This is a genomic window from Paenibacillus sp. N22P23, assembly GCF_059383735.1.
The window spans coordinates 1,039,808-1,065,957 of sequence record NZ_JBXENT010000001.1 but is presented as its reverse complement, the minus strand read 5'-3'; the positions used below and the strand labels follow the sequence as shown (position 1 = coordinate 1,065,957).

The window sequence follows — 26,150 nt, the reverse complement described above, 5'->3', positions numbered from 1 at the left end:
CTCTTGCTCGTTTCGGCGTACCGAAGCGATCGATTGTGGCTTGCACGAGCTTTTCAGCCTGTTCTTGCTTCCTCAATCACCGGCAAATGATTCCGCTTCTCCTCCAATGCCTGGATCAAACGGAAGGTTTCTTCCAACTCATCTTTCAGCAGTACGTTCCACTAGTAGCACCCAGTCATCACCCTCATCCCCATGATCGTCCACTTCGTCAGGTGTGGTATAGGAAATGCCTGAGCAGAGTAGCGTCTCGCTGATTTGTCCCGTACGCGGATTGAACCACCGGTGTGAAGCTTTGATATCCGAATCTTCGGCACGGAGCTGAACGGAACCCAATGTCGGAAAATAAACAACGGTTACCCCTGACTCATGGTCAGCCAGGCACAAAGGCAAAGTGCCGTCTTGTTCCGCCCCTGTCGCAGTAGCGAGACTTTCAGGAGAAGGCGACAGTCTATCGAATCGGACGGTTTCCGTCATGAATTGATAATAGGGAAGCAGATAATTCGTACCCTGCGGCTCCTTATCCAGCCGCAAATGCGGTCCCCACGTATTGTCGAAGCCATGCACGATCGGATAACCGCTGAAGCCTGCACGCCATTGACCTCTTCGGGTATGGTGATGATCCAATTGCAGATGGATCGATGCAGTCAGCAGCCCATCTGCCTTCTCGTATCCGAATTCTGCGCAAATGACAGATTTCGAGCCGCTTCCCGCATGATGCCGTAAATCCTGCTCGATCCCCATGCACAGCGACGCAGGCTTCTTCTCGCCGAAGATCTGTGCAACCCAGTCGATCTGTACGAGATAAACATCGATTGTCTCGCAGTGACCCACCCGCTCATCCAGTGAAAGCTTTTGTTCCCAATTATGCGCGCCTATCGGATGTGCGTGTGGATCGAAAGTGCGTATTTGTTCAGACAACCGCATGAGCCAACGATTCGATTCTTTGTTGTAGCGGACGGGCAGACCAAGCGGATAATATTCGTACTCATTGGCAGGGCACCAAATATACACCGAATCGAAAGCGGCATATCTCGCGACGATGTACTCGTGCCAGAATGCTTCATATTCTGCAATGAATTTACTTCTGTCGTTAAACGGAAATTCCATCAGCCAGCCTTGCAAGATCATCTCAAAGCCCATCTTCAGCTCCGAAGCCAAGGCAACAACCCGATCAACGGCCTTGAAGTAGTCCAGATTAACCCTCATGAAATCGGGCCATTGCGCGCTTCCTCCCCAAGGCCAGCAGTCTTTCGTCTGCCACTGATTCCTCTGCTCAGGGTGGTACGGACTCACCTGCAGCCGCGACCGAATGTAATTGATGCCTTGCGATTGCCGCTTCCTTAGAATGCTATCGACATCAACGCCGCAATAGGCAGCTCCGAACAAATTGTAGAGCGTATCCCCGAACAGAAACATCGGGTCGCCGTTGTCGAAGACAAAACCGAATTTGGCCTCCGGAGCTGCCCGGAGAAACCCTCTGCTTCCAGGCGACGGAGATTCCGCGACTAGCCGGAACTCCTCCTCCAATTCATCATTCGCGGGAAGCGCGATGATTCGGCATCCCCACGTTCCTTCTATTATTGGCGTCCATCTGATCTTCCAACGATGCCGTCCGTCTTCATTCAATCCGTCGTAGTAGGCATTCACCTTCTGTACAGTCGTCCCATCTTCGTGCTTAAATTCTGCACGTACCTGAACATCCCAGAAAGGATTATCGTAATGACGGGCCGTTGTCGCTTCGAACTCGCTTATTTTCCATTTTCGATGTGTCATCGGGAAGCACTACCTCCATATCTCAACTTGGCTGCTGCCGTCTTCAACGAATACGGTATAAAGGCCGTTTGACTCTTCCCATTCCCTCTCCACGCCTCCAACTCGGACACTTGTGGGTGGACACGCTGAAGCGAAGCCGAGAATACCGCCTTCCTGCAGTAAAACCGTTGTTTTGCTGGTATCGTCCAAACGTATCCGAATCGTTGCGGGTGAAATATATTTGTTCGTCAGACCGAATACAGCAATCCCATATCGGACCGGCATGATGACATATAGCTCGCAATCCTGGCTGTCAAAGGCGATCGACATGCTGTCCGAATGCTCCAGAAACGTAACCGTTCCCGACCGATGCGATAAGACGGCAAAGCGTTCGCCCTCGAGGCCGGGCACATCGGATACACCAAGTGTTCCGCTCACTCGTTCTCCCGCATCGTTAATGTTCCACACGCCTACAATGCCCGCCTCTGCGGATCGATTCCACACCTTAAGCGGAATGGGATGATCGAGCGGGCTTCGAAACAGGATGTCGGAGGTCGGCATTCCCTGCCCCGTGCAGCGCAGCAAGCGGCCGTCATCGAGAACTAGCGGAAGCAGCGCCTCGGCGATTGTCGCGCCTACAGGATCACTGACATAAACGGGACCGCCGCTCACAGCCCGAAGAAGTGCATTCTGCAGCGCATAAGGATGATCAGTCCACCACATATCCCAGTCTCCCCAGTATAGCTGCCCGTGGCAGAGCGAATTATAGGCGTTCTGCATGGCATGCTCCCTGAAGGAATGCTCTTTCTTCGGAACGAAGTCGTCACTGCTGCGGGACACCGCTGACCTCGGGCGGCTCCAGATCGTTTCCGTTCGCATCCCCATGCAGTTGATCATACGCATGCCAAAATGAATGCCGGCCGAAGCTTCAAGTGCCGCATGGGCTCCTCGTGAAGCTACTCCGACAGGAATGTCATGTCTGACGAATTCGCTTAACGAACTTTGGCTGTCTACTTTGATGAAGTCGATTCCCTCTTGTCTTAACCGATGATGCCATTCATGCCAATAGGGAAAGCCATGCACAGCATCCGGATATGGAATAAGACGTTCTCCGCTGGTACGGAGCAAGTAAGGCATCATTTCCCGACCTAGCTGGCTATCGGGGCTTATTCCGTTCCAATAACCCGTGATGGCATGCCAAATACCCACCCAAGTAACTCCCTTTTCCGACTTGAGCTTTTTTACGACATTCCGAAGACCATCGGGAAATTTATGAAGGTCTGCTTGAAAGGAAACCAATCGATTCTCCTCGTCAGTATCCAGCCATCCCTCGTCAATCAGGAACCAGCGGATCGGCACATTTTTGCTCCGGAATTCTTCTGCCTTGGCCAGCAACCCGTCCGCGCTCACTTCTTTCTGAAAAGCATCCCAACTGCAGAAACCGAGATAGTCGAGCATATCCGGATAGGTACGTTCCTCTAATGTCGAGAGCACGCCTCCTGTTGCTTTGATACCTTCTCTTGCTGCTACTTCGAACACTTGGTAGGGGTCATCATGCGCGGCAAGTACAAACAGCAGTGCTTCTCCTTCACGACAGCCACCCTGCAAGGATGAGGCCTGAATAACAAGTCCAGCCTCCGATGAGCCTTGCATGGAGGAAACGAACTTATCACTCAGCCCTGCCAAGGCTTGCATATACACGTTGTTGGATTTCCAAAGTAACGACTGGCTACCGACCGGAATCGCTGAGAAACAATCGACGAACGCAGGTCTGGTCCACCATCTATATGTGTTATAGTTCGCCAGCATCCCTTCTGCCGAATGATCGTCCTGTGCCGTAAATCGTATGCCGCGTTCTGGATGTAGATAGAGCATTCTGCTGCTGAACGAAGTAGGAATATGCACAAACGCACGTACGACTACGGTTTCGTTCGAGCATTGGAAGGTCAGCGTGAGACTTACTGACAACTCAGAGTGGAGGTACGAGAGCTGATAAACATCGTCTATCATCTGCTTCGATCGTTCAGCGTCGATTAAGGACAATTCCAAATCCGTATCGTCATGCATAGTCAATAACGGGTGACAACCTGTGAGAATGGGACAACCTCCACGAAGCAGATCGAAGGTGCCGTCGGCATTTGCGGCGATAGCGAACATCGTATTCGTCCCTTTCTGATATCGAGCTAAACGCGTATGCGACTTCCGGTTTGATACGATCGAATCGCTGCGTCAGCGATTAACAACGCACGATAGCCGGCTTCAGCCGGAATCGGCGGTCGTTCTCCCGCACGAAGCGCATGAAGCAGCGCTTCGACATGACGGTCGAAGGTGCGATGGAAATCTCTGCCCTCATCGTTAAAGTATCCGGCTTCCCACGTCTCTCCGATCTCACTCCCAGCTGCATGGAACGTATAGCGCTTGACCGTATCGTGAATGACCGCCCTACCTCGCGTTCCGTCAAGCTCAATTCGATGCGTATCGGGATAAGCATAGGAAGAATCATAAGTCCCGATCAAGGTGCCAACGGCCCCGTTGGTGAAACGCAGAGCGAGCGCAATCGTTCGATAGCCGCCATTCGTTTTATCGGTCATTTCCGCCATAACCGATTCGATTGGGCCGCAGAGATACTCCAGCATGTCAAAGCCGTGACATTGGGTTTCGATCAAATTCGCGTGTGGATGATCGCTCGCGCCTTCACCGCCGAAACGCCAAGTAGCAAACGTCAGTTCACCAAGGCGACCGGCTTCGATAGCCTCTCGCGCAAGTGCGACGGGCTTCGCGAATCGATGATTGAAATTAATACCGAAGAATACGCCGCGCTTTGTCGCTTCATTAAGCAGCATGTCGGCTTCCTTCAGATCGAAAACGAGCGGCTTTTCTACCAGCAGCGGGAAGCCAGCTTGAATGACTTCCATCGTCGCTTCGAAATGACCTTGGTTTGGCAGACACATGCTTACAAGATCAGGCGTCTCCTTCTCCAACATCTCCGCCACGCTCACGTAAGCTCTTGTTCCAAACTCCTCCGCTTTCTCCCTCGTCCGCCCGATGTCGCGTCCTACAATCGCGCAGAAATCAACGTCAGGACGAGCCGAGAAAATGCGCGCATGCTGCAGCCCCCAACTACCCGGCGACGTAAATCCAGCGGAAAGTTCACCTACTCGCGATACGCCGCCTGTTCCGACCAACGCTACTTTAAGTTTATCCGCCCGCGTCATTGTTCGATGATGACCTTTCCGGTGTCGCCTTGCCAGAACAGCTCGTAAGCTTCCTGAATCTGATCTAATCCATAGCGATGCGTAATGATTTGACTGAGATACGGTAAGTTGCTCAGAATGAGCTGATGATTCTCCTCTAACTCGGCGTATTGAAAATACTCGCTGCCGATGACGGTACGCTCAGGCGCGATCATATCGCTGGAAACATTAAGATTCAATCCCTGTCCATGGCCCACACATACAAGCACGCCGCGTTGGTTCAGTGCATCAAGTGCTGTCTGACGACCTGCCGTTTTACCGCTCGTATCAATGGCAGCATCAACGCCAGCCTCGCCCTCAGCACGTAAAGCTTCGTCTAAAGAGCTGTTGCTGAGGTTCACCGGAATGGCCCCCATTTTCCTCGCAAGCTCTAACCGGTAGGGTATAAAATCCATAATATATACTTTCACATCTTCACCGAGCAGTAATTTGGCCATTGCCAATACGCCTAGTCCAATGGGACCTGCTCCGGCAATCAGCACGGTTTGGATATCCTTACGTACCAGCAGCGCCCTCTTGATCGAGTGCCCGCCTGTTCCCATAATATCGAGAAGCATGGTCGCTTCCGAAAGCGGTATGGATGGATCGACCGGGAAGAAAACATTCTCGTTCACGACCATGTAAGGACCATAACCCCCATCATGGGTAAAACCGTAATCAGCACGCTTGTTCAGACATTGGTTCGTGTAGCCCAGCTTGCAGCTCCGGCAATCGCCGCAGAAGTCCATCAGAAATACAACGCCGGTCGTCCCCACAGCTGTCTTCGTACCCGGACCAACCGCGGCAATGAACCCCGCAGCTTCATGACCAGGGGTTACCTTGCTGCCGTCATAAAATTGACTTCGGTCTGAGCCGCACAGCGCGTTCGCCTTCACTTGGAGCAACAGCTGGCCTGCCCCCGGTGTTGGAAGTTCTCTCTCTCCGAATTCAATCTTTCCTTGCCCTGCAAAAATCGGAATTCTCATGGTTTGCAGCTCGGGATTCGTTTTCATCGTTCTTCATCCGCTCCTCTACTAATCAGAAGTTCATATCCATTCAACCTTTGACGCTGCCTAGGACAATACCTGACATAAAATATCGCTGCAGGAAAGGATACACGCACAAGATCGGAAGCGCTGCTAGGAATACCTGTGCCGCCTTTGCGGTTCTGTCGTTAATCTCGCTTAGCCTCTGTACTTCCTCAGCAGAGAGACCGCTCCAGAACTTCGCATCAAGTCCTTTAACGACAGTTTGAAGGTAGCTCTGCAGCGGGTAATGCTCAGGCGTATTCATCAGAATGAGACCGTCGAACCATGAGTTCCAATGACCTACAGCCGAGAATAAGATCAGTGTAGCGATGGCTGGCATGGATAAAGGGATATATATTTTCCACAGGTTCGTCCAGTGCCCCGCACCATCCATGAATGCCGATTCCTCGATTTCTTTGGGCAGCTGGCGGAAGAAGTTAAGCAGCAGGATCACATTGAATACCGGAACGGCCCCTGGTAGAACCAAAGCCCATATGGTATCAAGCAAACCCGTTGCCCGAATCGTCAGATACCACGGGATTAATCCGCCGGCGAATAGAATCGTGATAAGAAAGAACCAAGCGTAGATCCCCCTAATTCGGAGTGTCTGCTTGTCTTTGGATAACGGATAAGCCGCTAATATGGTCAACACCATATTGATCAGCACACCTAATCCCAAACGCTTAGTCGCAATGATAAATGACGTGACAAATTCAGGTTTCTGCATGACATATTCATACGAGCTAAGCGTAAATCCGACCGGCCACAACTTGACCAATCCCCCCGTTGCCGCCCAACTGCTGCTGAACGATACCGCAAGCACGTTTATCAGGGGAAACAGGCAAATAAATGTGACGATCGTTAAAAGCGTGTAGTTACATACGACAAATACTTTGCGGCTTGTTGAATAGTACCTTTTCATGATGTGTCCCCTCCATCCTAAAAGACCTTGTAGCCTGCAAGCCTGTCCGCAAGCCTATAGGATATCGTAATCATAATCAGGGCAACGATCGATTTGAAGAATCCAGCCGCGGTGGAAGGTCCGAACTGCGCCTGCTCTATACCGAGCCTGTATATGAACGTATCAATAATGTCACCTGTGTTATAAACCGCAGGACTGTACATGTTGAATATCTGGTCAAACCCTGCGTTTAGCACGTTCCCGAGGCTCAAGACTGTCATTAGCACGATGATAGGCATAATAGCCGGCAGCGTCACATACCACGTCTGCTTCCATCTGCCTGCGCCATCGATAACAGCAGCTTCATAATGCGTCGGATCTACGCTGGTAAGCGCCGCAAGATAAATAATCGTACCAAAGCCGAACTCTTTCCATGTATGCGTGAGAACCATGATGTAGGGGAACCACTTTTCGTTGCCCAAGAAGAAGATGGGATCGAGTCCGAAGGACTTAATGATGGAGTTAATGACGCCATCAGATGGGGATAAGAAATCGATCAGTATACCGGTGAGAATAATCCACGATAGAAAATGAGGCAAATAAATGATCGTTTGCACGGATTTCTTGAATTTCGATAGAACCACTTCGTTCAGTAGAAGTGCGAACGTTAGCGGCACCGTTATTTCTGCGATGATTTTCATGATTGCGATGTAAACGGTATTAAACAGTACCTTAAAGATCCCCGGCAGCTCAATTAAATAAGTGAAGTTATCAAGCCCGATCCATTTGGAGCCGAATATCCCTTTGGCCGGAGAAAATTTCTCGAACGCGATGACAAGCCCCATCATGGGCACATAACTGAATATGAGAAGGATCACTATTGCCGGTAATATCATCAAATGCAGAGGCATTTCTCGCCTCAATTTTGAATGCCTCATGACTAAGCCTCCATCATGGTACGGGAATGAGGCGCTTTGGCTTGAAACCACGCCTCATCTCCGGCCCATCTACGTTTCTGAATGCGCTTACGACAATGCGATTACTTCGGCTGGTTTTCGTACCAGGTATTGATTTCTGCCGTGAGTTCGTCTCCACCGGAAGCTTTCCACTGCTCTACAAACTTGTCGAAGTCAGAGACAGGAGCCGCGCCCATGATGACCTTTGTAATAAATTCCTTCTCCATTTTGTCTAAGGTCGATGATTTCTCGGTTTGTACCGGGCCTGGAGATCCGTAGAACTCGCTTACAATGTAGTTTTTATTATCCTGTCTCATGTTGGAGATGTGTGTGGATGAATCCGGTCCTACGCGAAGCTTCCAGATTCCCCATTGATTCAAATCGTTGTCGTTTAAGTATTTGAGCGCGTTCGAAGCTTCTAGCTGAGCATACTTGATTTTCGCCACTTTAGGATCCTTCGCATCGACAGCAGCGGTAACATCTGCTTGAAGATCATAATTCAATGCCGGAGGTTCCATCATGAGGAGTGGAATGTTGTTATTTACGCCTTCGACATCTTTATATTTCGGATCCTTCAATACGCCCTGCCAATATTCAGCCAGATCGCCGGATCCCCACCACAGCTCTTCCATCAGGTTGACCATTTTGATGATCGCTTCAGGATGTTTGGCTTTTTTGCTGATGACCAGCTTTTGCAGTGGATTCAGGACAACTGCAGAATTGACCGGCTGGCCATCCGCAGATGGAATATCCAAGTTGTACATGTCCATGTTAGGGTTCTTCTTCTTCAAATCCTGCCAAGGGTAGGCCGGCGTCCAGAAGACACCGAATTCGATGCCGGATTTCTCGGCTACGATGTCTTGCGCGACTTTCCCTTGATCCTTAACGGCAAATTCCGGATCGATTAATCCTGCTTTGTACATATCTTGCATCTTCTGCAAGGCAACTTTCATTTCTGGCTGAACGGTTCCGTACGTAAGCTTGCCAGAGGCATCCTTCGACCAAATGCCTGGGTAGGCTTTGTACATGGCGAACAGTGGGAAGACATCGCCTTTACCATTGGACTTGCTCAAATCCTTGCTTAAGCTTAATCCGATGGTATCCTTCTTACCGTTGCCGTCAGGGTCCTTGTTTACGAAGGCGTCCATTACGTTCCACAGCTCATCCGCTGTCTTTGGCGGGGTAAGGCCGAGCTTATCCATCCAATCCTTCCGGATATGAAGCACGTTCATATTGAAATCAATCGATGGCATCATTGGAATATCGAATAATTTGCCATCTACGAGGACGGTTTTGTAAAGATCGGGATTGCCTTTTACGATTTTCCTCATCATCGGTGAAGCGTATTGCTCGAACAGATCCGTCAGATCCAGAATCAAATCGGCATCGATTAACTGTCGCTCCTGCGCTGCCGTGACGAGGAATGCTTCCGGAATATCACCGGAGGCGATCGCCAAATTCACCTTTGTCTCATACTGGGATTCATCGACAATCCAATCGTACTTGAGGTCGATCCCTAATTTATCTTGAAGCTCCCTGCTGACCGCGTTATTCGTATAATCTTCGCCTTCGATGAACTTAATGTTCGGCCTCGACTTTCTTCCGGCATTAATCGTGATAGGAGGATCGTATTTGCCAAATGGGTCTGCAGGTTCGGCTTTCGTCTCGTTAGCTGGTTTATTTCCGTTCGTTGTTGTTTCATCCGTGGTGTTGTTTGCTGAGGAGGACTTGTTCTCATTGTTGTTCGAATCATTGCTGCACGCTGCTGATGTAACCACAAGCGCCGCAGCTAGAATGGCGACAAAAATACGTTTTTTCTTCATGGCGATACTCATTTCATTCCCCCACCATTTCGAATTAAGAGTGACCGGCCCTTAATGCCAATTATAAGTGCCTATTTTTCTCCTGTGCACCTATGCATTTTCTACTTCGTTGTCTTTTATCCATGTGTTGCAAAGTGAAAATGCGATCCTACCTTATTCTGTAAGATCACATTCTTCATTGTCACACCGTGCGCGTTTATTTGGCATCAACTTGCTGATTAGCCTCCCGATACTCCTGCGGCGACATATGGGTCGCTCTCTTAAAGAAACGAGTGAAATACGGCGGCGAATAATAACCTACGCGCTCGGCGATTTCATGAATCTTCATCACATTTTGCTTCAGGAGTTCCTTGGCCAGTCCCAACTTGACCTCTGAAATGTAATCCGACATGTTCATCCCTGTCTCTTGCTTGAAGAGCCGGGATAAGTATTTGGGGTTGAAATAGACCATATCGGCGAGCGTGCTTAAGGACAAATCGCCATCCGGATGATCCTGAATGTAGTGCTGAACTCGGTGTATGGCAGCGGCGGATCTCTTCTCTTGTTCCAGGTTTTGCAGTTCGAATAGTTGCATCGCCACCGCTTCCAAATATTCAAGCGCTTCATCGAGCGATTGAAATCGGTTGTATTGGGTAAGCCGCTCACAATCCACGCCGGCAGCAACCGTCTCATAGAGGCCGTACCGGTTCATATAGGAGATATACAGTAAGGACAAGGAATAGAAAATTTCGTAGGCGATGCTGGTTGGATTTAGTTGCGTCGTGTGCGTCTTTCTAATTTCGCGGAACATGTGGAGGAACTCTTCTTTCCTGCCTTGCTCCATATAGATTTCCATCGATTCCAGTTTCTTGAGCTGGCTTTTGATCGTGTGGGTAGTCCGGTTCATGTTAACGCGTAATCCGTACTCTTCGTCACTGGGGCTTCCTGCTGCAAGAACAGCTTCCATACCTGCAAGACTGCAATGATTCAGCATCGTCTTCAGATTCATGAAAACCTCGGAAATTTCGTGCCACTTCACGGATGGTTTGGAAATTGCAAAAGAAACCGGAAGCTGTAACGTCTCCCTGCAAATCGATTGAACAGCTTCCAATTGCCCTCGACTATGATAGATCAAGTGCTCCCCGGATAACGTCGGATGAGCCTCTGTATGGTCGATCTCCTGCAGCAGCCAAAGCATGTAATTCCTGTTCGTAACACTGGCAATGACAGCAGCCTTCGACATATGCTGCTCCACGAAATAATGAACGGCGAATAGATCCGTTTTGCTGGCTGGATCTGCTTTACCCTCTACCTCGCAGACGGTACCCGCTATCAGGAGAAGACCCTTGTCCGCCCGAAGCGGAATCTGCAGGTCATCGAGCTGCTGCTGCCTGATGATCGTGTTATTCCCCTCCATAATCTCAAGCAGAAATTCCTTCTGCAGAACAGGTCCTGCCTTGAGCAACTGATCTCGGGCTTGCCGCAGCAGCTCCTCGCTTTTCATGTTTTGCCCGATTTGCTCCAGAAATTTCTCTACGGTTTCAACGATGCTTTCATAACCTTCAGTCTTAAGCAGATACTTTACCCCTTCATGACGTATGGCCTTGTACACATATTCAAACTCGTCATGTCCGGTCAGGAAGATCACCTTACAGCTAGGCCAGCTGTGGTGAATTCTTTCCATGAGCTGCAGCCCGTCGATTCCCGGCATTCTAATGTCGGTGATAACCACATCGATCCTCTTCTTGGCGAGCCAGTCCAAAGCTTCGGTACCGGAATAAGCCTTGTACACGTCCAGTGGGTAGCTCCTCAATTCTTTAAAGTGTTCATACAATCCATCCACGATAATGGGTTCATCATCGACTACCAGCAGCTTATACATGAACATTTCCTCCCAATTCCAATAGGATCGTGACCTTTAATCCGCCGATGTCACTGTCCTCTATGCGCAGCCCGCTGTTTTCTCCGAACATCAATTGGAGTCGTTTATGGATGTTGACGATCCCGGTGACCTCGCCTTCGTACTCTTTGTTTGCCAACGCATGTTTCAGATTGATCATATCCGTGCTGTTCATCCCGTTTCCGTTATCCGCAATGATGATATGCAAGAAGTTATGAACTTCCCGGAACTGGATGCGCAGAACGCCTTCAGTTTCCTTGTCCTCTAAGCCATACTTAAAGGAATTTTCTATGATGGGTTGAAAAATTAAACGTGGCACGGGGATAGCACTGTACGAGGCGGGCAATTCTTCAAAGTCGATCGAAATTCGCCTTGAGAACCGTAACGCTTGGATATTGGTATAGGTGCGCGCATGTTCGACTTCCTTAAACAGTGGAACTTCGGCTTCTCCATTACGAGTTATGAATTTGAAGTAGCTTCCCAATTGCTTCAGAAAGCTCATGACGTTCTCATAATCTTCCGCCCGTGCAAGGCTGTACAGGATAAAGAACGTATTATACAGAAAATGGGGATTAATTTGGGCTTGCAGCTGCTTAAGCTCCGCGTTTTGCATCAATATTTTCTGCTTATAGACTTGGTCGATCAGCGTGTCAATATTTCCTACCATTCGGTTGAAATTGCGGTACAGATACCGGAATTCATCATCATGCTGATGTTCAATGTTGACTTTCAAGTCGCCGCTCTCGACTTTCTTAAAGGCTCGCATTAATCTATGAAGTGGTTTGTGGATGAAGCTGTAGATTGAAATGGAAAACAAGACGACGATGACAAAGGATACAACGGCAAAAACCCACAGCCAGATCTGATAGCTGTTCAGCTGGCTAAAGACCGCTCTCTCCGGTATGTATCTTGTGAGGCTGAGTCCTAAATATTTGGAGGTGGAATAGATGGCGAGGTACTTTTTCCCATTCACTTGTTCGTAATAGGTGCCGGTCTGCGCTTTCTTCATTTCCTTTCCCAATGCAGCAAGCATGCTTTCCCTGGAATGGATGGCGTTTCCGCTGTCCAGCATATAGTGCGCGTTTCGGTCGGTGATCATGGTCAAGCTGTCTTTATACGAGTTGAACTGCTTCATATCAAACTGGAAAGCGCTTTCCAAAAGATTGATTTCAATCACATAGGAGATTTTCTTGGCATTCTTATTGAAAATGGGGTAAGCCACATAGAGATGAAAAACACCATTCTGAACCGTCATCTGCGAATCGGCCGACAAGTAAGGATCATCTAGGAACACCGTCGGATCCGTGTTCATTTTGATTACGCCTTCTGTAGCGGATATGGTCGTCTGCAGACCGATAATACTTACCTTGACATCGTCAATGTAGCGACTGCTTCGCTTGACTGTATTCAAATGGCGCTGCACTCTTAGCATGGCTTTCGATTTCTCGAAATTGTTCATAGACTTACTGGTATAAGCAAGCTCGTTTAGATCTTCATCAGCTACAAACTCGTATTGCAGCAGCTTCATGCGCTGGATTTCGGTATCCAGCCCATTCAAATAGAATTTAACCTGTTCGATCATCGAATTATTGATTTCCTCTTTAATTGAACGGGCGCCCCAATTATAAATGTTAATGCCGATACCGAATAAAAGTGAAATAATAATCAGGAACATGAGAATGAGTCTTAGGAATACGGTATTCTTCCATTTATTTTTCAGTTCTCCCACGTCCCTCATCGAGCGTTCAACGCATGCGTTTAGCTAGGTTTGATGATTTCCGGCAGAATCTGACCAATTGCTTCACTGACGCTGTCTACCACATAGGTTGCCCTTGAGCGTACTGCATCATTGGCATGGGACATCGCAAAGCTGTTGCGGCACAGATCGAACATGGCGAGGTCATTAAACGAATCTCCGATGCAAGCTACCTCATCCGGTTCAAGGTTAAGCTGTTCCATCAGTAAGCGAATGCCGGCTCCCTTATCCACGCCTCCCGGCATGACATCGATACCGTCCGGATCTGAGAACGAAGCGGTAATGGATGCTCCGAAAGCGGCTTTGAGCTCGATTAGCATACTTTCAAGACGCTCCACTTCGCCATATACGGAAAATTTGGTCACGCTCATTCCAGCCTGAACTGCCACCTGTATGTGTGGCTCCCGATTAGGCGGGGAAAGAAAGCGCGTACAAATGTGGGCAGCAAACTCATCGTTTCTCTGAACCGAATTTCCCTCAGCTGTACAAACCACAACTACAAGATCGGGCGTGTCGACTTTAGCCAGTACGGCCGCGGCAAGATTCGTATCGTACACGTTGGCAGCTAACAGCTGCCCACTCTCCGATACAACGGAAGCCCCATTCTGACAAATCGCAAAGCAGGATTGCTGCAATTGCTCTCTCACTGCTTCGATTTCCCCATACAATCTACCCGAAGCGAGGCATAAACGGACCCCTAACTTGTTGGCAGCTTGAACGGCGTCGATGTCACTCTGCAGAATGACTTTACTGCGATCCATTAATGTACCATCGATATCGCTAACGATTAATTTGATCAATTCGATCCCTCCTGCCAAATTGGTTCGTGTATCGTGATGTTACTACCAGAATAGTGCGATAACTTTCTTTGTGTCAATAACTACAATAGACTAGTAGCAGCAATAAAGCCCTCCTGAATCGCAATGCGAAACAGAAAAAAACTCTCAGCAGTCGCTGAGAGTTTTTATATGTGTAAACGATTGAAGTCGATTATGCGATTTCCTCATGTACCTTTTTGATCTGAATCATGACAGTTTTCGGATCTGTCAATACTTCGATACCCGCTTGGAAGATCAAATCGGATACGAGCAGTTGATCGCCGGCGTCAAGGTTACTGATGTCTACTTCCATTGTAGTAGGCAAATCGCCAGGCATACAACGAACTTCAACTTCATGTATAAGTACCGTCAATGTCCCACCGGATTTCACGCCAATCGCTTCGCCTGCAAAGTGAATCGTCACTTTACTATCCATATTTTCCGTCATATTCACATGATGAAAATCAATATGCAGCAGTTTGCCTGTCATTACTTCACGTTGAATGTTCTGCACTTTGATCGGCATCACTTTCTCATCAGCAGTAGTGGCTTGCAGAATTGCCCGCGGATTGCTTCTCAAAATTTCCAGCATTTCCGATTCTTTCACTTCTAAAGACAAAGTATCTTTACCAATACCATACAACACGGCCGGAATACGCCCCTGCTTTCTTGCTTGATTCCTATGGGACTTTGTTTCTCCAGTACGTTTGTTTAATTGAATAAATATACTCATTTGTTTGTTTCCCGCTCTCTTTGACCATAAATTCTTGTCATCAACATTATATCATGACCATAGAATCTAGTCAATTGAGCTCTTCAATGCGATCATCCTGCGATGAAATCGATTGATCCGTTACTTGATCCGTATCAGCAGCCTTTTCGATTCCAATCAACTCACCTGGTTGTACATGAAAGTATAAACAGAGTTTCAGCAGCAAATCTCTCGGATACTGAACCATCTCATCTTTATACATGCGGCGAATAGAATCAAAATGATAATTGACCTCCTTCGCAAGCTTACGAATCGATAATTTAGGATCATGATTCTCCATAACCTCTTTAAGTCTACTTCGTATGACCATCATTCACGCACCCCCTCATTTAATATATAAAGGAACGATTGATGAGTCAATTAATTGACAAGAAATAACGGTCAATAGATGCGTAATTATTAGCTTTATAATATGCACACAAATATTTTAGGAAAAATTTGGACTAGACGACAGTATGCGTCAATTCTCGCTCCTACCATTACGTTAAACTGAAATTGGCACTTAATCTTGGAGGGGGGATCGTCATTGAACAAGTATGATGTCATCATGATTGGCAGTGGCCATAACGCGCTGATTGCGGCCGCTTATTTGACACGCGCGGGAAGAAGCGTCCTAATGCTGGAGAAGAACGATCGCCCAGGCGGCTTTTTACGTACGGAAGAACTGACATTGCCAGGGTTTAAGCATGATGTATACTCCGCTGCGCACCCTCTTTTCCTAACCGGACCTGCTTATGCGGATTTCAAGAAGGAGCTCGAAGCGCGAGGCTTGCATTACGTGAATACGGATCTGCCCACCGGTGTTTCCATGGAAAATGGGGAAACGGCCGTCTTCGCGCGGTCTGCCGAAGAGCTTGCTCTCGAAGCCGATCGTCTGGCTCCCGGTGATGGTGCCGTGCTCAGCCGTATGTTCGAAGCATTTACACCTTATGCAGGTGATGTATTCGAGTTATTTAACTTAGACCTATCCAGTCAGCAAGCGACCGAAATTATTCATAAGCTGCTCTATGACAAACGAGTTGGAGGTAAAAGCCTAACTACATTCGCTCCTTCCCTCTTCTCGACCGCCCGTAATGTCGTAAGCGAATTCCATTCTCCTGTCATGCGCGCCATGTTGGCTTCCTGGGTCACACATTTAGGACGAACACCTGACGAAATCGGCAGCGGGATCTGGGTGCCACTCACCTCGATGGCGCTAATGGGCGGCGGGATGCCTATACCCGCGGGTGGAAGCGAAAAGCTGGCACTGGCTTTGACTCGGTTAGTACAGGATCAAGGTGGCACGATCATTACAGGAGCGATGGTCAAGAAGATTATGGTTAAGAATGGAAAAGCTGTCGGCATACGTACGGAAGGTGGCGAAGAGTTCCACGCGAAACACGCCGTTGTAGCCTCTACTGGACCGGACCAGCTGTTCCTATCGCTCTTGTCGGATGCAGAAGTGAAACCTGAGATCCGCGCTGAAGCGAATCGATTCCGTTATGGAAGAGGCTGCGTTCAGATCCATCTAGCACTCAGTGAAGCACCGAAGTGGCCAGATGGGCGATTTGATCGCGTTGGACAGCCTCACTTAACCGATGGACTTGACGGTTTCACCCAAGCAATCGCACAAGGGATGGCCGATCTGCTGCCGGCCAAACCGACTTTCACAGTCGATTGCTCGACCAATCTTGATCCGACCAGAGCGCCGGCTGGCAAAGCCATTATGCGGATCCAAGTTCTAGAAGTACCATGTCGTCCCCGCGGCGATGCAGCCGGAGTGATAGACGTTGGTGATGGATCATGGACGCATGAACTTACCGAACGATTCACGGAACGTGTAATCAATGTAGTTGGCAAACATATTCCGAACATTCCAAGCGCCATTATTGGCAAATCCGTCGTAACGCCAGACACAATCGCTCGTTTTAATCCGAATTCCGGACCTGGCGACCCTTATGGCGGTTCCCATGATTTCGCGCAAAGCTATTTGTTCCGTCCGCTGCCATCTCAACCGAGCCACAGAACTGCAATTCCCAATCTGTACATGTTAGGCGCGGCCACTTGGCCGGGACATGGCATTAACGGCGGATCAGGTTATATCGTGGCGCAGCAATTATTAGCTCAAGATATGCATGGATAAGAGCGTAACAAAGGCTGCCGGAGTTATTCTCCGGCAGCCAGAGCTTTGGATTAAGATGATCCTACTCAATCAATCTTTCGGCTCACCATGCTTTTTGTGCTCCTTCTGGTGTGGCCCCTCGTCTTTCTTACCGTGGTCTTTCTTTGGACCTTTATCCGGTCCTTTATGATCAGTTCCTTTATGTCCCGGACCCTTGTTTCCCTTATCTCCTGGCTTATGGTCCTTGTCTCTATCATCAGCTTTCGGTGGTTTACCGGGTTTCTTCCCAGCGCTGCCAGGCGCTTTCGGAAAAGCGAGTATTGGTTCGCCACTAAGTGCCTCACTCATCAGCTCCTGGAAAACTGCTGCCGCAGCCTTTGATGTAGTCGTCAGATAATGTTGCGAATCAGTATGATCATATCCAAGCCATACGGCTCCAACGAGCTGAGGAGTATAGCCGACAAACCAGTTGTCTTTAATCCCTTCTCCCCCGGTTCCCGGCATTTCGGTTGTGCCTGTTTTACCGGCGACAGGTCGACCTGCCAGTGCTGCTGCCTCCCCCGTTCCTTCCTGTACGACTCCTTCAAGCATTGCAGTCATCGTACGTGCAACGAAAGACTCGGTTGTTTTCACACCTGCATCCTCAGCAGCTTCCGCCAGCACTTCACCTTCTGCTGATTCGATGCTGATAATGGAGTGTGCATGCATGCGAGTCCCGTCATTGGCGAATACTCCGAAAGCTTCGGCCATAGTTAGTGGCGAAACGCCTTCTTGTAAACCGCCTAGTGCGAGCCCGAGCGTTCTGTCCTCTTCCTTGAGCTCGATTCCGAAGCGCTCTGCTGCCTCCATCCCTGCATCAATTCCCATCTCATTCAATAACCGAACGGCCGGAATATTGTAAGAATTTACGATCGCTTCGTAGATCGATACTTCTCCGTGGTAGCCCCCTCCGGCATTCTTCGGTTCATACCCTCCGAAAGCGACCGGCTCGTCAAGCAGCGTATCCTCAGGACGATAGCCTTGTTCAAAAGCCGGCGTATACACAGATATCGGCTTCATCGTAGAACCGGGCTGTCGCTTCAGCTGCACGGCGCGGTTAAATCCCCGAAACGGCTGCTGCCCTCTTCCGCCAACGAGCGCCTTAATCCCGCCGTCACGCGGATCGACCAATATCGCACCACTTTGAATAAGCTGATCGGCATCGCTATTTGGAAACACCGAATCCTTCGAATAAACATGTTCTGCGGCCTGCTGCATTTTCGTATCCAAAGTTGTGTGTATCCGTAGTCCTCCATGCAGGATTTCATTCTCGGTCAATCCGTACAGGGCCGACGCTTCTCGAATGATTTGATCCACGTAATACGGATACTTTATCGCGTCTCCACGGTTAGGCTTGGAGCTCCCGAGTTTTATCGATTCACGGATCGTCTTATCAAACACAGCTTGACTTAGCTTCCCCTGATCCTTCATGAGCTGAAGTACAGTGTTGCGGCGTTCTAATGCCTTATCGAGATGCTTAAATGGCGAAAGCGCCGAAGGCGCTCTGATGATGCCTGCCAGCAGCGCTGACTCTGAAAGTGTAAGGTTCTCAACTTTCTTGCTAAAGTAAGTCTCTGCAGCGCGTTTAATTCCCCAAGCCCCTTCGCCAAAATAGATTTGGTTGAGGTACATCTCTATAATTTGTTGTTTATCATATTGCCCCTCAATTTTTTTGGATAAGAGTACTTCGTTCCATTTCCTTCCCCACGTTCGATCATGAGTCAGAAAGACGTTCTTAGCCAGCTGCTGTGTGATCGTGCTCGCTCCTTGTACCGTCTTTCCATTCGTTAAGTTGGTCATAAGCGCACGACCAATCCCCCATAGGTCAGCCCCGTCATGCTCAAAGAAGCGTTTATCTTCAACCGCAACAACTGCATCAATGAGATGCTTCGGCAAAAGCTCAAATTTTACAGGTTCAATGATATTGAGCGATATTCGACTTGCTTCTTTGTCATCCTGATCATAAATAATCGTTGCTGCCGGAAGCGGCTTTGCCAGCAACGTAATATCCTGTTTGTTAACCAATGCGCCAAAGAAGGCCCAGCCTAAAGCAATAACTAAGATACCTGTCAGTATTACTGCTATTCCTATCTTCTTCCACGACATTTGTACTGTCGATTTCTCTTTACTAATCGGTTTCATATAAGTCTCCCAACCTCTTGCTATCCTGCCTTGCCTCAGATAGTAGTTCGCAGAGAGAACCGACTTTCAGTAGGTTGGAACCATATTTCGTTCTTTGTAATTACTGGGCATTGCGCAATTAAATAAAAAAAACTGCGATTTCCGCGGATTTCTATGCATAGCAGTAAGCTGACACTTATGTCATTATTTCTCCTTGATTGGACAATAAATCGTGATTTCATTTCTTTCATCATCTGTTTCTCGCATCGTCTTCTCGTCGTATCTTTCAAAATAATACGATACATCGTCATACTGATAGCCATTTTCAGCAAGCCATTTGGATGTAAAATCATAGGCAGTGACGAGCTTGCTAGCAGCCCCACGGTAGTAGGTAACCGAATACATTCTAGGCAAGAAGTGAAGATGAACCATGCCGTGAGGTACATTTGCTAGAGGATCTACTTCATAGCAGCAGTAAAAATCAAGAAGACCGTCGTTCCCTTTATAATTCGGAGGTGTAATTCCATAAGTCACTTCACGATTTCTGATATTCCCAATTTCTTTGCTTCTCTCAACTACCTCTTGTATCGCCTGGCTAACAGCATCACCTAAATTCGTCATAAGACTGCTCGCCCGTACTCCAACATAAGAAGTAATTGCACTTGTTTGAACGATTTCAATCTTCATTCTTGCACCTCATTTTCACGTTATACGTCAACAATTCTAGAGTTGGATAACGTTTCCTGCCCTTATGTTAAGAATATTTTCCCAAATTTACTGTAACGATTCCGAGCCTATAGGGATATTCTATATAGTCAAATGACTATTCCAACATCATGGAGGTTACCGAAATGAACCGTGGATTTTTCCCTGGAGGTGGATTCGGAGGAGGCTTCGGCCGTCGCCCATTCTTCCGTCCCTTTCCCCATCCGTTCTTCCCAGGACGTTTCTTGTTTCCTTTCTTCTCCTTTTCACCATTTTTCTTCCCCTTCTTTAGAGACGATCAATCGGATGACATGGTTTTCGCACAGCACCAAGTTCAAGCAGGGGATACGTTCGCTTCTATCGGTCACAAATATAACATCCCGATGCCGATCTTAGAGGAAGCAAACCCGCAGCATAAGAATCCGAACCAATTGAAAGTAGGCGAAACGATGGTCATCCCGCGCATATCCAATATGGTTTGTCATAAAACCTATTCGGAGATGGCACATCAACCGTCTGAAGTTCAGAAATAATAGCATCACCTACATTCCATAATCCGGGTGAACATACAACAAGCCCTCCGATCCGCATCGTAATGCGAATCAGAAGGCTTTTTCTGTTTCTTCTCCACTATGGACGCTATGAAGGCGGCAGAGAGGTTACCGGCCCTGCCTTTCTGTTACGCAGCCAATCTACGAGCAGATACAACGCGGGCAAACTTCCCTTCATCAATAACATGGTTGATTCACTGTGCTTCGTAATGTCTTGGATATCAGCGGTGGAATGGAAAATGTATATCGACAAGGTAATCATAGCCGCAGCCATCCCATAGGAGAAAGGTTTATGGTCCTTCAGCCCGAACAGATTGGCGGTCATAAGCGTCCCGGCAAGTAAGAATAAACCGATCTTCAGCAGCACGCTGAACAGCCAAAATACGATTAATATCGGATCTAGATTTTCCAGAAAAGAACCTGGTTTCATGTAGCGGATCATTTCCAGCGTCGGATAAGTCAGCGTTGCCGTCAATTCAGATCCAAAGAGGAGCAGAATAGCGACCATGTTGACAATAATCACTATAACTGCCGTAATTCCTGCCCACATTAACGTCCGAAAGGTTTTCTCTTTCTTTTCTATGTAAGGATTAAAATAAATGATAAATGACATCTCACCAAAAAGTGCTGCTGTGAATATCGTCCCTTCCCAAATCCCGCCCGGTTTGAAATCGGTAATTAATGCAAACAGCTTGTCCGTATCTATTTGACTCGAAGAGTAAAGCGGGAATAATATAACTGCAATTAGGCTAAATAGAAACAGACCCTGCGCGCTTCGGAAGAAGTGTACAGGTCCCGAGCGGACAGCGCGAGCGATGCAGATGCCAAACAATGTTGCAACAGCCCAGTCAGGTGTTCCCGGCAAATAGATTTGAACGATGAAATCAGTCAACTCGCGAAGGATGAAGGCAGAAATATACAAATGGATGACTATGGCTGTCGCGAAGACTACAACGTGCAGCCACCTGCCCATAATGTCCTTCCCATATACACCGAGAAGCTGATCCGGCCTTCGCAATACAAGTCGATAGGAGAAGTAAGTAATCAACAGTCCCAGAGCGAAACCGAGAATGACGCTGACCCAAGACATGAACCCCGCCTGCTGAACGATGGGGCCAATGAAGAAGCCGATTGCAGTAGAGAATAGAAACTGAGTGAACATCATATATAGCTGCAGCTGTGTAATTCGCATCTCCGCTACTCCTCCTCCATCAAACTAGAAACAGCAGCTTTTGCAACGGCTCAAACAGGTTGGCAATAGCTTCTCCAACGGAGAAACGATCCTGCAGCATGATGACTGCAGCCATAAGGACCCACAGAATCGTTACAAAACTAATGACGATGCGAAACGACCGCTTGCTCCGATTATGACTCTTCAGATAACGCCATTCGAAGTAGGTGATTAAGCCGAAGGTGACCGTTACCGTTATCATTCACTCACCGCCTGTTTCGGATTTGATATTCCATATTGGTTCCTGGGAACCGCCGATCCATTTGATCTTAATATCAACCTTGGAATCTACGACGACTTGTTTCTGGTAGATGTCTCTCCAATTGTTTTTCAGCTGATTCCATTTCTTCGGTGCTCGCCATTTGATCCGCTGTCCAAATCCAAATACATCTGTTTTTGATGCTTGCGTATGCTTTACCGCCATGTGAATCCGTTCCTTCAATGACTGGTTTAGAAGCTTCTCAAGGACGGCGATTTGCTTGATGTCCGTTACATCAAGTGTAGACTCACTGGCAAGTATCTTTGCCGTACCTTTGCAGGAGATTACGAATCGAATCCGGTCTCCCTGCAAAACAGGCTTGATACCTGTTTTCTTTCCAATCAATATGAAGCTGATCGGCTTGCCGTCTGAGGGGGAAGCAATACGCATCATACGATCGTTAGATCCGTTCGTGATCCACATGGCTGCCCTTGTTTCCTTCGTGTTGAGCCGGGAGACCAGCTTCCCTTGCCGAAATAAGGCAGCTCCATCGGTCCCCATCCATTTTTCACCAGCTTTTTCAACTTTGGCCCCGGTTTTCCCGAATACCAGCATTGGCAGCAGAAAGTCTCCCCCAACCATCATGGCCATGATGACATCCTTAGCAGTTACCCCGAGCGTCGTCTGTTCCTTTGAATAAGCCGTCAGGATATCCGTAAGAAACCGTTCGAAGGTCAATGGAATGCTTTCGACTTCCTTTGCTGAGCCTTCTGTTACAAATAGATTTGCATTAATGTGAATGCCTGTATTGCGAGCAAGAAAGTCAATAACGGGAAGTACCCCTTGCTCGGCAAACGATTTGCCAATCAGTATGTTTCGAAGCTGCCCGAACGTAATTTTGCGAGACAAGTCAGCTTGCATGAGCCGATAGGCTTCCCCGAGATCGTGGCCGACTTTCGTAACCATCGTAAATGGCGGTTCATTAGGAGAAGATGTTGCACTGCCAATTCCGCCTCCGCTCATTCGATTGGGAAGTGGGAATCCGAGCGTAAGCTCAATTCCTTTCTCAGACTTGTCAATCATCATCACGCGTGCAAACGCTCTTTCGTTGAGTTCAACACTAGACCAGCAGCCACATAAAACCCAGGTCAGTAATGTAAAGAGGAGACCTATCGCATATAATCGAGTGATCCGAGGAGTCCCCACGTTCTCTCACTCCTCCTCATCTTCGATCGTTGACCAGTTTCGATTACTTGCTCGCTTATTGTGCGCACCTGAGAATGTGGGTTGCGTTCTCATCGCCCACCAAGGCGCACGGACGAGAATATCCTTTAAGTCTTTTCCATGACGAGGCGTTAACGGTTCCAAATACGGTACTCCGAACGAGCGCAGCTCGATTAGATGGAAATAAAGCAAGATCATCCCGCATGCGATACCGAACAGTCCGAATAACCCGGCTAAGATCATGATTGGGAAACGCATGAGACGAAAAGCGAGACCAAGATCATAGTGCGGGATGATGAAAGAAGCGATGCCCGTCATGGAGACAATGATAACCATAGCCGCTGAAACGATCCCTGCCTGTACTGCGGCAGTACCGATTATTAGCGCTCCGATGATCGAGACGGCTTGACCGATCGCTTTCGGAATGCGCAGCGAGGCCTCCCTCAACGCTTCGAAGGCGAGTTCCATCATGAAGCACTCGAGAAGTGCAGGGAAAGGTACATTCTCCCGAGCTGCAGCAACCGTTACTAGCAGCCTCTCCGGAATGATATCGGGATGGAATGTCGTTACGGCGATATAGAAGGACGGCAGCAGAAGCGAAATAAGCAGGAAGACGTAGCGAATGAGACGAATCCAGGTTGCTGAGATATAGCGCTGATAGTAATCCTCGGCAGATTGCATGAGCATAAACAGGGTAACCGGAGCAATGATGGAAATCGGCGTACCGTCCACGATCAGAGCGATTCTTCCCTCCAGAAGTGCCGAGCAAACGACGTCAGGCCGCTCGGTATATTCCATTTGCGGGAAGGGTGAAAATGGATTATCTTCGATAAATTCCTCCAGATAACTAGAGCCAAGCACTGCGTTGATCTCAATTGAAGACAAACGCTTCTTCATTTCTTTCAATAGCTCTGGCTTGCAAACGCCCTTCATATAGGTAATTGCAACACAAGTATTGGTTTCTGTTCCGAAATACATCAGTTCAACTGTAAAGTTAGGTGTTCTTAATCGTCTTCTAAGCAGGCTAAGATTCGTTTCGAGGACCTCGATAAATGCTTCGCGCGGTCCTCGAATGACTGATTCGTTCGGCGCCTCTTCAATCGAGCGCTGCTTAAGCGAGCAAACGGAGAGATACAACATGCGGCTGTCTCCATCCACTAATAGGACCGCTTCGTTCTCTAGAATGCTTCGCTCTACTTCTTCCAACCTGTGATGGACGCTCTGCTTCGCAATAGGCAGCTGCTGACGATCAAAGAGAAGCGCGGAGAGCTCATGGTCATCCGTATTCGGAACGAGGTTAGCCAGCACTTGGAGCACGTGCATTTCTACATTTTTCAGGTCAATCATGCCCTTAAAATATAAAAGTGCACATTTATGTCCAGATGGCGTTATGAACATATGATTGACGAGATCAGAACTATAGGAGAACCGTTCTTGTATGGCTTTGACACGAGCATCTATGTCAGAAGCAACTTCCGTTTTATCTTCTCGATCTTCATGGTGAATGGTTTGTAATGGTTTCCCAGCTGGTATGCGAATGATTTTACGAAGCCTTCTGATGATGGACACCGCTGATCCTCCTAGTCCAATTTCTACATATTGTGCCGTTAGAGGGGCGAGAATATGTATATGTTGGAAATTCGGCTGCTTCAATCCACACAAAAAAAGCCACCCCCCATAGGAGTGACTTCAGACTTAACGCCTCATGAATCCAGATTCATTGCTACCACTTTTCTCGCGTATGCGGCGAAGGAATCAATCATGTCCGGACTTCGATCGATCGCCCATCTGAGTACGAATCGAAGTGGAAAAAGTTGCAAATGGCTTATGCATGGATCGAGCAATACAAAAAAAGACTACCGGACAATCGTCCGGCAGTCACTGTGATTCGGATGTTAGTTCGAAAAAGAATCCGAATGAGCTTTCAAGTAAGCTACAGCATTAGTGATTGCTTCAGTTGCTTCTCCATATGTAATTTCGCTTTTCGGATTGAAGCTGCCGTCGCTGCTTAGTTTCACGATGCCATAGCTGAGTGAGCGCTGAATAGCACCGGAATTGACGACATCGATTTGATCCGCATCCTTAATATCGGTAACCACAACATTGATCATTGGCAGCTTGCCTGCTTCTTCGACCGCTTTGACGAGCTGCGTGATGAACGCTTCACGGGTAAATGCGGCACTAAGGTCGGTATCCTCGCTAAGGGTTGGAGTTACGCCGATTGCGTCCCCGATCAATTCGACACCTTGCGAGATGGATACTTTGCTGTTTGCATCGATTGGTGCTGCATGAGCTTTCATATAAGCGAGCGCATTGAAGATTTCAACAGCTGCTTCCGAACGTGTAAGAATGACCTTCGGATTCACTTTGCCGTCTTCGCCAAGTTTAATGACGCCGTACTGAATTGCACGTGTAATTGATCCGGAGTAGTCGATATTGATTTGGTCTTGGTCCGCAATCTCTACGACAACCGGTTTGATCATTGGCAATTTACCGGTTACTTCAATCGCGTGGATGAGCTCATGTGTGAATTCTTCACGGGTTAATTGTTTGTTCGGATTTAGATCTTTCGGCAGGTCAAGACCGTTGACTGCAGCAATAATCAGCGCAACCGCGTACCAAGCTTTATCGTTTGCGTTCTCAAAATAATCGGACGCTTTCGGTTCTTTAAAGAATCGAACGAGATCCAGATTCAAATTCAGTGCATTGACGATGAGCTGAACGCCTTGAGCTGCCGTCATTGTAGCGTGCGGTGCAAATTGATCGGACGATATTCCTTTGATCAGGCCGCGTTGCTGCAAGGAAATGATCTCATTCTTCGCTGCGTTGTTGCCCAAATCCGTGAAACTCGAAGTAGCTGCGAAGCTTTGGCTGGCAAAAGTAAATACCATCGTCGCCGCTGCTGTTAATGTAATCATCTTGAATGTTTTTTTCATTTCGTTCACCTCATGAAGTAGATTGGCTTTCAGTTAAGGTAGACGAGCATGAATTGGAAAAGGTTACAGAAAGTTAACCCCGTTAATTGTTAAGGTTTTGTAAAACCAGTAATCGCCGCTATCTC

The 26,150-nt window shown here is 48.1% G+C and carries 21 protein-coding genes; 2 read left to right on the top strand and 19 right to left on the bottom strand.

Annotation, left to right across the window (positions count from 1 at the left end; genetic code table 11):
* Nucleotides 1-138: 138 nt before the first annotated feature.
* From AC506A_RS05175 to AC506A_RS05120, 12 genes are all read right to left on the bottom strand, one after another.
* On the bottom strand, nt 139-1,773 hold the full coding sequence (locus AC506A_RS05175; RefSeq protein ID WP_495459898.1) for a glycoside hydrolase family 140 protein: 1,635 nt from the start codon (nt 1,771-1,773) through the stop codon (nt 139-141).
* 9 nt (nt 1,774-1,782) lie between these two features.
* On the bottom strand, nt 1,783-3,909 hold the full coding sequence (locus AC506A_RS05170; RefSeq protein WP_495459897.1) for a Sip1-related alpha-galactosidase: 2,127 nt from the start codon (nt 3,907-3,909) through the stop codon (nt 1,783-1,785).
* 26 nt (nt 3,910-3,935) lie between these two features.
* A complete protein-coding gene (locus AC506A_RS05165; RefSeq protein ID WP_495459896.1) occupies nt 3,936-4,967 on the bottom strand; it encodes a Gfo/Idh/MocA family protein in 1,032 nt (343 codons plus the stop codon).
* Entirely contained in the window at nt 4,964-5,998 is a 1,035-nt protein-coding gene (locus AC506A_RS05160) for a zinc-dependent alcohol dehydrogenase family protein (protein WP_495459895.1), read from the bottom strand. Before AC506A_RS05160 ends, AC506A_RS05165 begins: the two co-directional genes overlap by 4 nt.
* 43 nt (nt 5,999-6,041) lie before the next feature.
* Nucleotides 6,042-6,935: a carbohydrate ABC transporter permease gene (locus tag AC506A_RS05155; protein WP_495459894.1), complete on the bottom strand. Its 894-nt coding sequence runs from the start codon at nt 6,933-6,935 to the stop codon at nt 6,042-6,044.
* Between the two features lie 17 nt (nt 6,936-6,952).
* On the bottom strand, nt 6,953-7,852 hold the full coding sequence (locus AC506A_RS05150; RefSeq protein ID WP_495459893.1) for an ABC transporter permease: 900 nt from the start codon (nt 7,850-7,852) through the stop codon (nt 6,953-6,955).
* Between the two features lie 101 nt (nt 7,853-7,953).
* Nucleotides 7,954-9,705, bottom strand: a complete 1,752-nt coding sequence (locus AC506A_RS05145; RefSeq protein WP_495459892.1) for an extracellular solute-binding protein — start codon at nt 9,703-9,705, stop codon at nt 7,954-7,956.
* Nucleotides 9,706-9,889: 184 nt separating this feature from the next.
* Nucleotides 9,890-11,554, bottom strand: coding sequence for a response regulator transcription factor (locus tag AC506A_RS05140; protein ID WP_495459891.1), 1,665 nt, complete (start codon nt 11,552-11,554; stop codon nt 9,890-9,892).
* On the bottom strand, nt 11,547-13,301 hold the full coding sequence (locus AC506A_RS05135) for a cache domain-containing sensor histidine kinase (protein WP_495459890.1): 1,755 nt from the start codon (nt 13,299-13,301) through the stop codon (nt 11,547-11,549). Before AC506A_RS05135 ends, AC506A_RS05140 begins: the two co-directional genes overlap by 8 nt.
* Before the next feature lie 29 nt (nt 13,302-13,330).
* Nucleotides 13,331-14,128 (bottom strand): HAD family hydrolase, encoded by a 798-nt coding sequence (locus tag AC506A_RS05130; protein ID WP_495459889.1) that lies wholly within the window; start codon nt 14,126-14,128, stop codon nt 13,331-13,333.
* A 190-nt stretch (nt 14,129-14,318) separates the two neighbouring features.
* Entirely contained in the window at nt 14,319-14,879 is a 561-nt protein-coding gene (locus AC506A_RS05125) for a 50S ribosomal protein L25 (RefSeq protein ID WP_495459888.1), read from the bottom strand.
* A gap of 70 nt (nt 14,880-14,949) precedes the next feature.
* Nucleotides 14,950-15,231, bottom strand: a complete 282-nt coding sequence (locus AC506A_RS05120; protein WP_495459887.1) for a helix-turn-helix domain-containing protein — start codon at nt 15,229-15,231, stop codon at nt 14,950-14,952.
* 213 nt (nt 15,232-15,444) lie between these two features.
* On the opposite strand from AC506A_RS05120, the gene AC506A_RS05115 reads away from it, so the two are divergent.
* Complete coding sequence (locus AC506A_RS05115; RefSeq protein ID WP_495459886.1) at nt 15,445-17,040, top strand: phytoene desaturase family protein; 1,596 nt, start codon at nt 15,445-15,447, stop codon at nt 17,038-17,040.
* 69 nt (nt 17,041-17,109) lie between these two features.
* Here AC506A_RS05115 and AC506A_RS05110 read toward each other — a convergent pair whose 3' ends face one another.
* Nucleotides 17,110-19,200 (bottom strand): transglycosylase domain-containing protein, encoded by a 2,091-nt coding sequence (locus AC506A_RS05110; protein WP_495459885.1) that lies wholly within the window; start codon nt 19,198-19,200, stop codon nt 17,110-17,112.
* Nucleotides 19,201-19,383: 183 nt separating this feature from the next.
* The gene (locus AC506A_RS05105) at nt 19,384-19,866 is read right to left on the bottom strand and encodes a GyrI-like domain-containing protein (protein WP_495459884.1); all 483 of its coding nucleotides are present in this window, start codon (nt 19,864-19,866) and stop codon (nt 19,384-19,386) included.
* 164 nt (nt 19,867-20,030) lie between these two features.
* Here AC506A_RS05105 and AC506A_RS05100 point away from each other — a divergent pair, with 164 nt between their 5' ends.
* Entirely contained in the window at nt 20,031-20,417 is a 387-nt protein-coding gene (locus AC506A_RS05100) for a LysM peptidoglycan-binding domain-containing protein (RefSeq protein ID WP_495459883.1), read from the top strand.
* 106 nt (nt 20,418-20,523) lie between these two features.
* Here the strand turns inward: AC506A_RS05100 and AC506A_RS05095 are convergent, their stop codons facing one another.
* From AC506A_RS05095 to AC506A_RS05075, 5 genes are all read right to left on the bottom strand, one after another.
* Nucleotides 20,524-21,627, bottom strand: coding sequence for a GerAB/ArcD/ProY family transporter (locus tag AC506A_RS05095; RefSeq protein ID WP_495459882.1), 1,104 nt, complete (start codon nt 21,625-21,627; stop codon nt 20,524-20,526).
* Nucleotides 21,628-21,646: 19 nt separating this feature from the next.
* The gene (locus AC506A_RS05090) at nt 21,647-21,868 is read right to left on the bottom strand and encodes a hypothetical protein (RefSeq protein ID WP_495459881.1); all 222 of its coding nucleotides are present in this window, start codon (nt 21,866-21,868) and stop codon (nt 21,647-21,649) included.
* On the bottom strand, nt 21,869-23,071 hold the full coding sequence (locus AC506A_RS05085) for a Ger(x)C family spore germination protein (protein WP_495459880.1): 1,203 nt from the start codon (nt 23,069-23,071) through the stop codon (nt 21,869-21,871).
* Between the two features lie 6 nt (nt 23,072-23,077).
* Nucleotides 23,078-24,658: a spore germination protein gene (locus AC506A_RS05080; RefSeq protein WP_495459879.1), complete on the bottom strand. Its 1,581-nt coding sequence runs from the start codon at nt 24,656-24,658 to the stop codon at nt 23,078-23,080.
* A 326-nt stretch (nt 24,659-24,984) separates the two neighbouring features.
* Nucleotides 24,985-26,025: an S-layer homology domain-containing protein gene (locus AC506A_RS05075; protein WP_495459878.1), complete on the bottom strand. Its 1,041-nt coding sequence runs from the start codon at nt 26,023-26,025 to the stop codon at nt 24,985-24,987.
* Nucleotides 26,026-26,150 lie beyond the last annotated feature (125 nt).

What these genes read in the sequence shown, in the direction of transcription:
- AC506A_RS05175 (WP_495459898.1), bottom strand. Translation starts at nt 1,773, where the DNA reads ATGACACATCGAAAATGGAAAATAAGCGAGTTCGAAGCGACAACGGCC.
- AC506A_RS05170 (WP_495459897.1), bottom strand. Translation starts at nt 3,909, where the DNA reads ATGTTCGCTATCGCCGCAAATGCCGACGGCACCTTCGATCTGCTTCGT.
- AC506A_RS05165 (WP_495459896.1), bottom strand. Translation starts at nt 4,967, where the DNA reads ATGACGCGGGCGGATAAACTTAAAGTAGCGTTGGTCGGAACAGGCGGC.
- AC506A_RS05160 (WP_495459895.1), bottom strand. Translation starts at nt 5,998, where the DNA reads ATGAAAACGAATCCCGAGCTGCAAACCATGAGAATTCCGATTTTTGCA.
- AC506A_RS05155 (WP_495459894.1), bottom strand. Translation starts at nt 6,935, where the DNA reads ATGAAAAGGTACTATTCAACAAGCCGCAAAGTATTTGTCGTATGTAAC.
- AC506A_RS05150 (WP_495459893.1), bottom strand. Translation starts at nt 7,852, where the DNA reads ATGAGGCATTCAAAATTGAGGCGAGAAATGCCTCTGCATTTGATGATA.
- AC506A_RS05145 (WP_495459892.1), bottom strand. Translation starts at nt 9,705, where the DNA reads ATGAGTATCGCCATGAAGAAAAAACGTATTTTTGTCGCCATTCTAGCT.
- AC506A_RS05140 (WP_495459891.1), bottom strand. Translation starts at nt 11,554, where the DNA reads ATGTATAAGCTGCTGGTAGTCGATGATGAACCCATTATCGTGGATGGA.
- AC506A_RS05125 (WP_495459888.1), bottom strand. Translation starts at nt 14,879, where the DNA reads ATGAGTATATTTATTCAATTAAACAAACGTACTGGAGAAACAAAGTCC.
- AC506A_RS05120 (WP_495459887.1), bottom strand. Translation starts at nt 15,231, where the DNA reads ATGATGGTCATACGAAGTAGACTTAAAGAGGTTATGGAGAATCATGAT.
- AC506A_RS05110 (WP_495459885.1), bottom strand. Translation starts at nt 19,200, where the DNA reads ATGAAACCGATTAGTAAAGAGAAATCGACAGTACAAATGTCGTGGAAG.
- AC506A_RS05105 (WP_495459884.1), bottom strand. Translation starts at nt 19,866, where the DNA reads ATGAAGATTGAAATCGTTCAAACAAGTGCAATTACTTCTTATGTTGGA.
- AC506A_RS05100 (WP_495459883.1), top strand. Translation starts at nt 20,031, where the DNA reads ATGAACCGTGGATTTTTCCCTGGAGGTGGATTCGGAGGAGGCTTCGGC.
- AC506A_RS05095 (WP_495459882.1), bottom strand. Translation starts at nt 21,627, where the DNA reads ATGCGAATTACACAGCTGCAGCTATATATGATGTTCACTCAGTTTCTA.
- AC506A_RS05090 (WP_495459881.1), bottom strand. Translation starts at nt 21,868, where the DNA reads ATGATAACGGTAACGGTCACCTTCGGCTTAATCACCTACTTCGAATGG.
- AC506A_RS05075 (WP_495459878.1), bottom strand. Translation starts at nt 26,025, where the DNA reads ATGAAAAAAACATTCAAGATGATTACATTAACAGCAGCGGCGACGATG.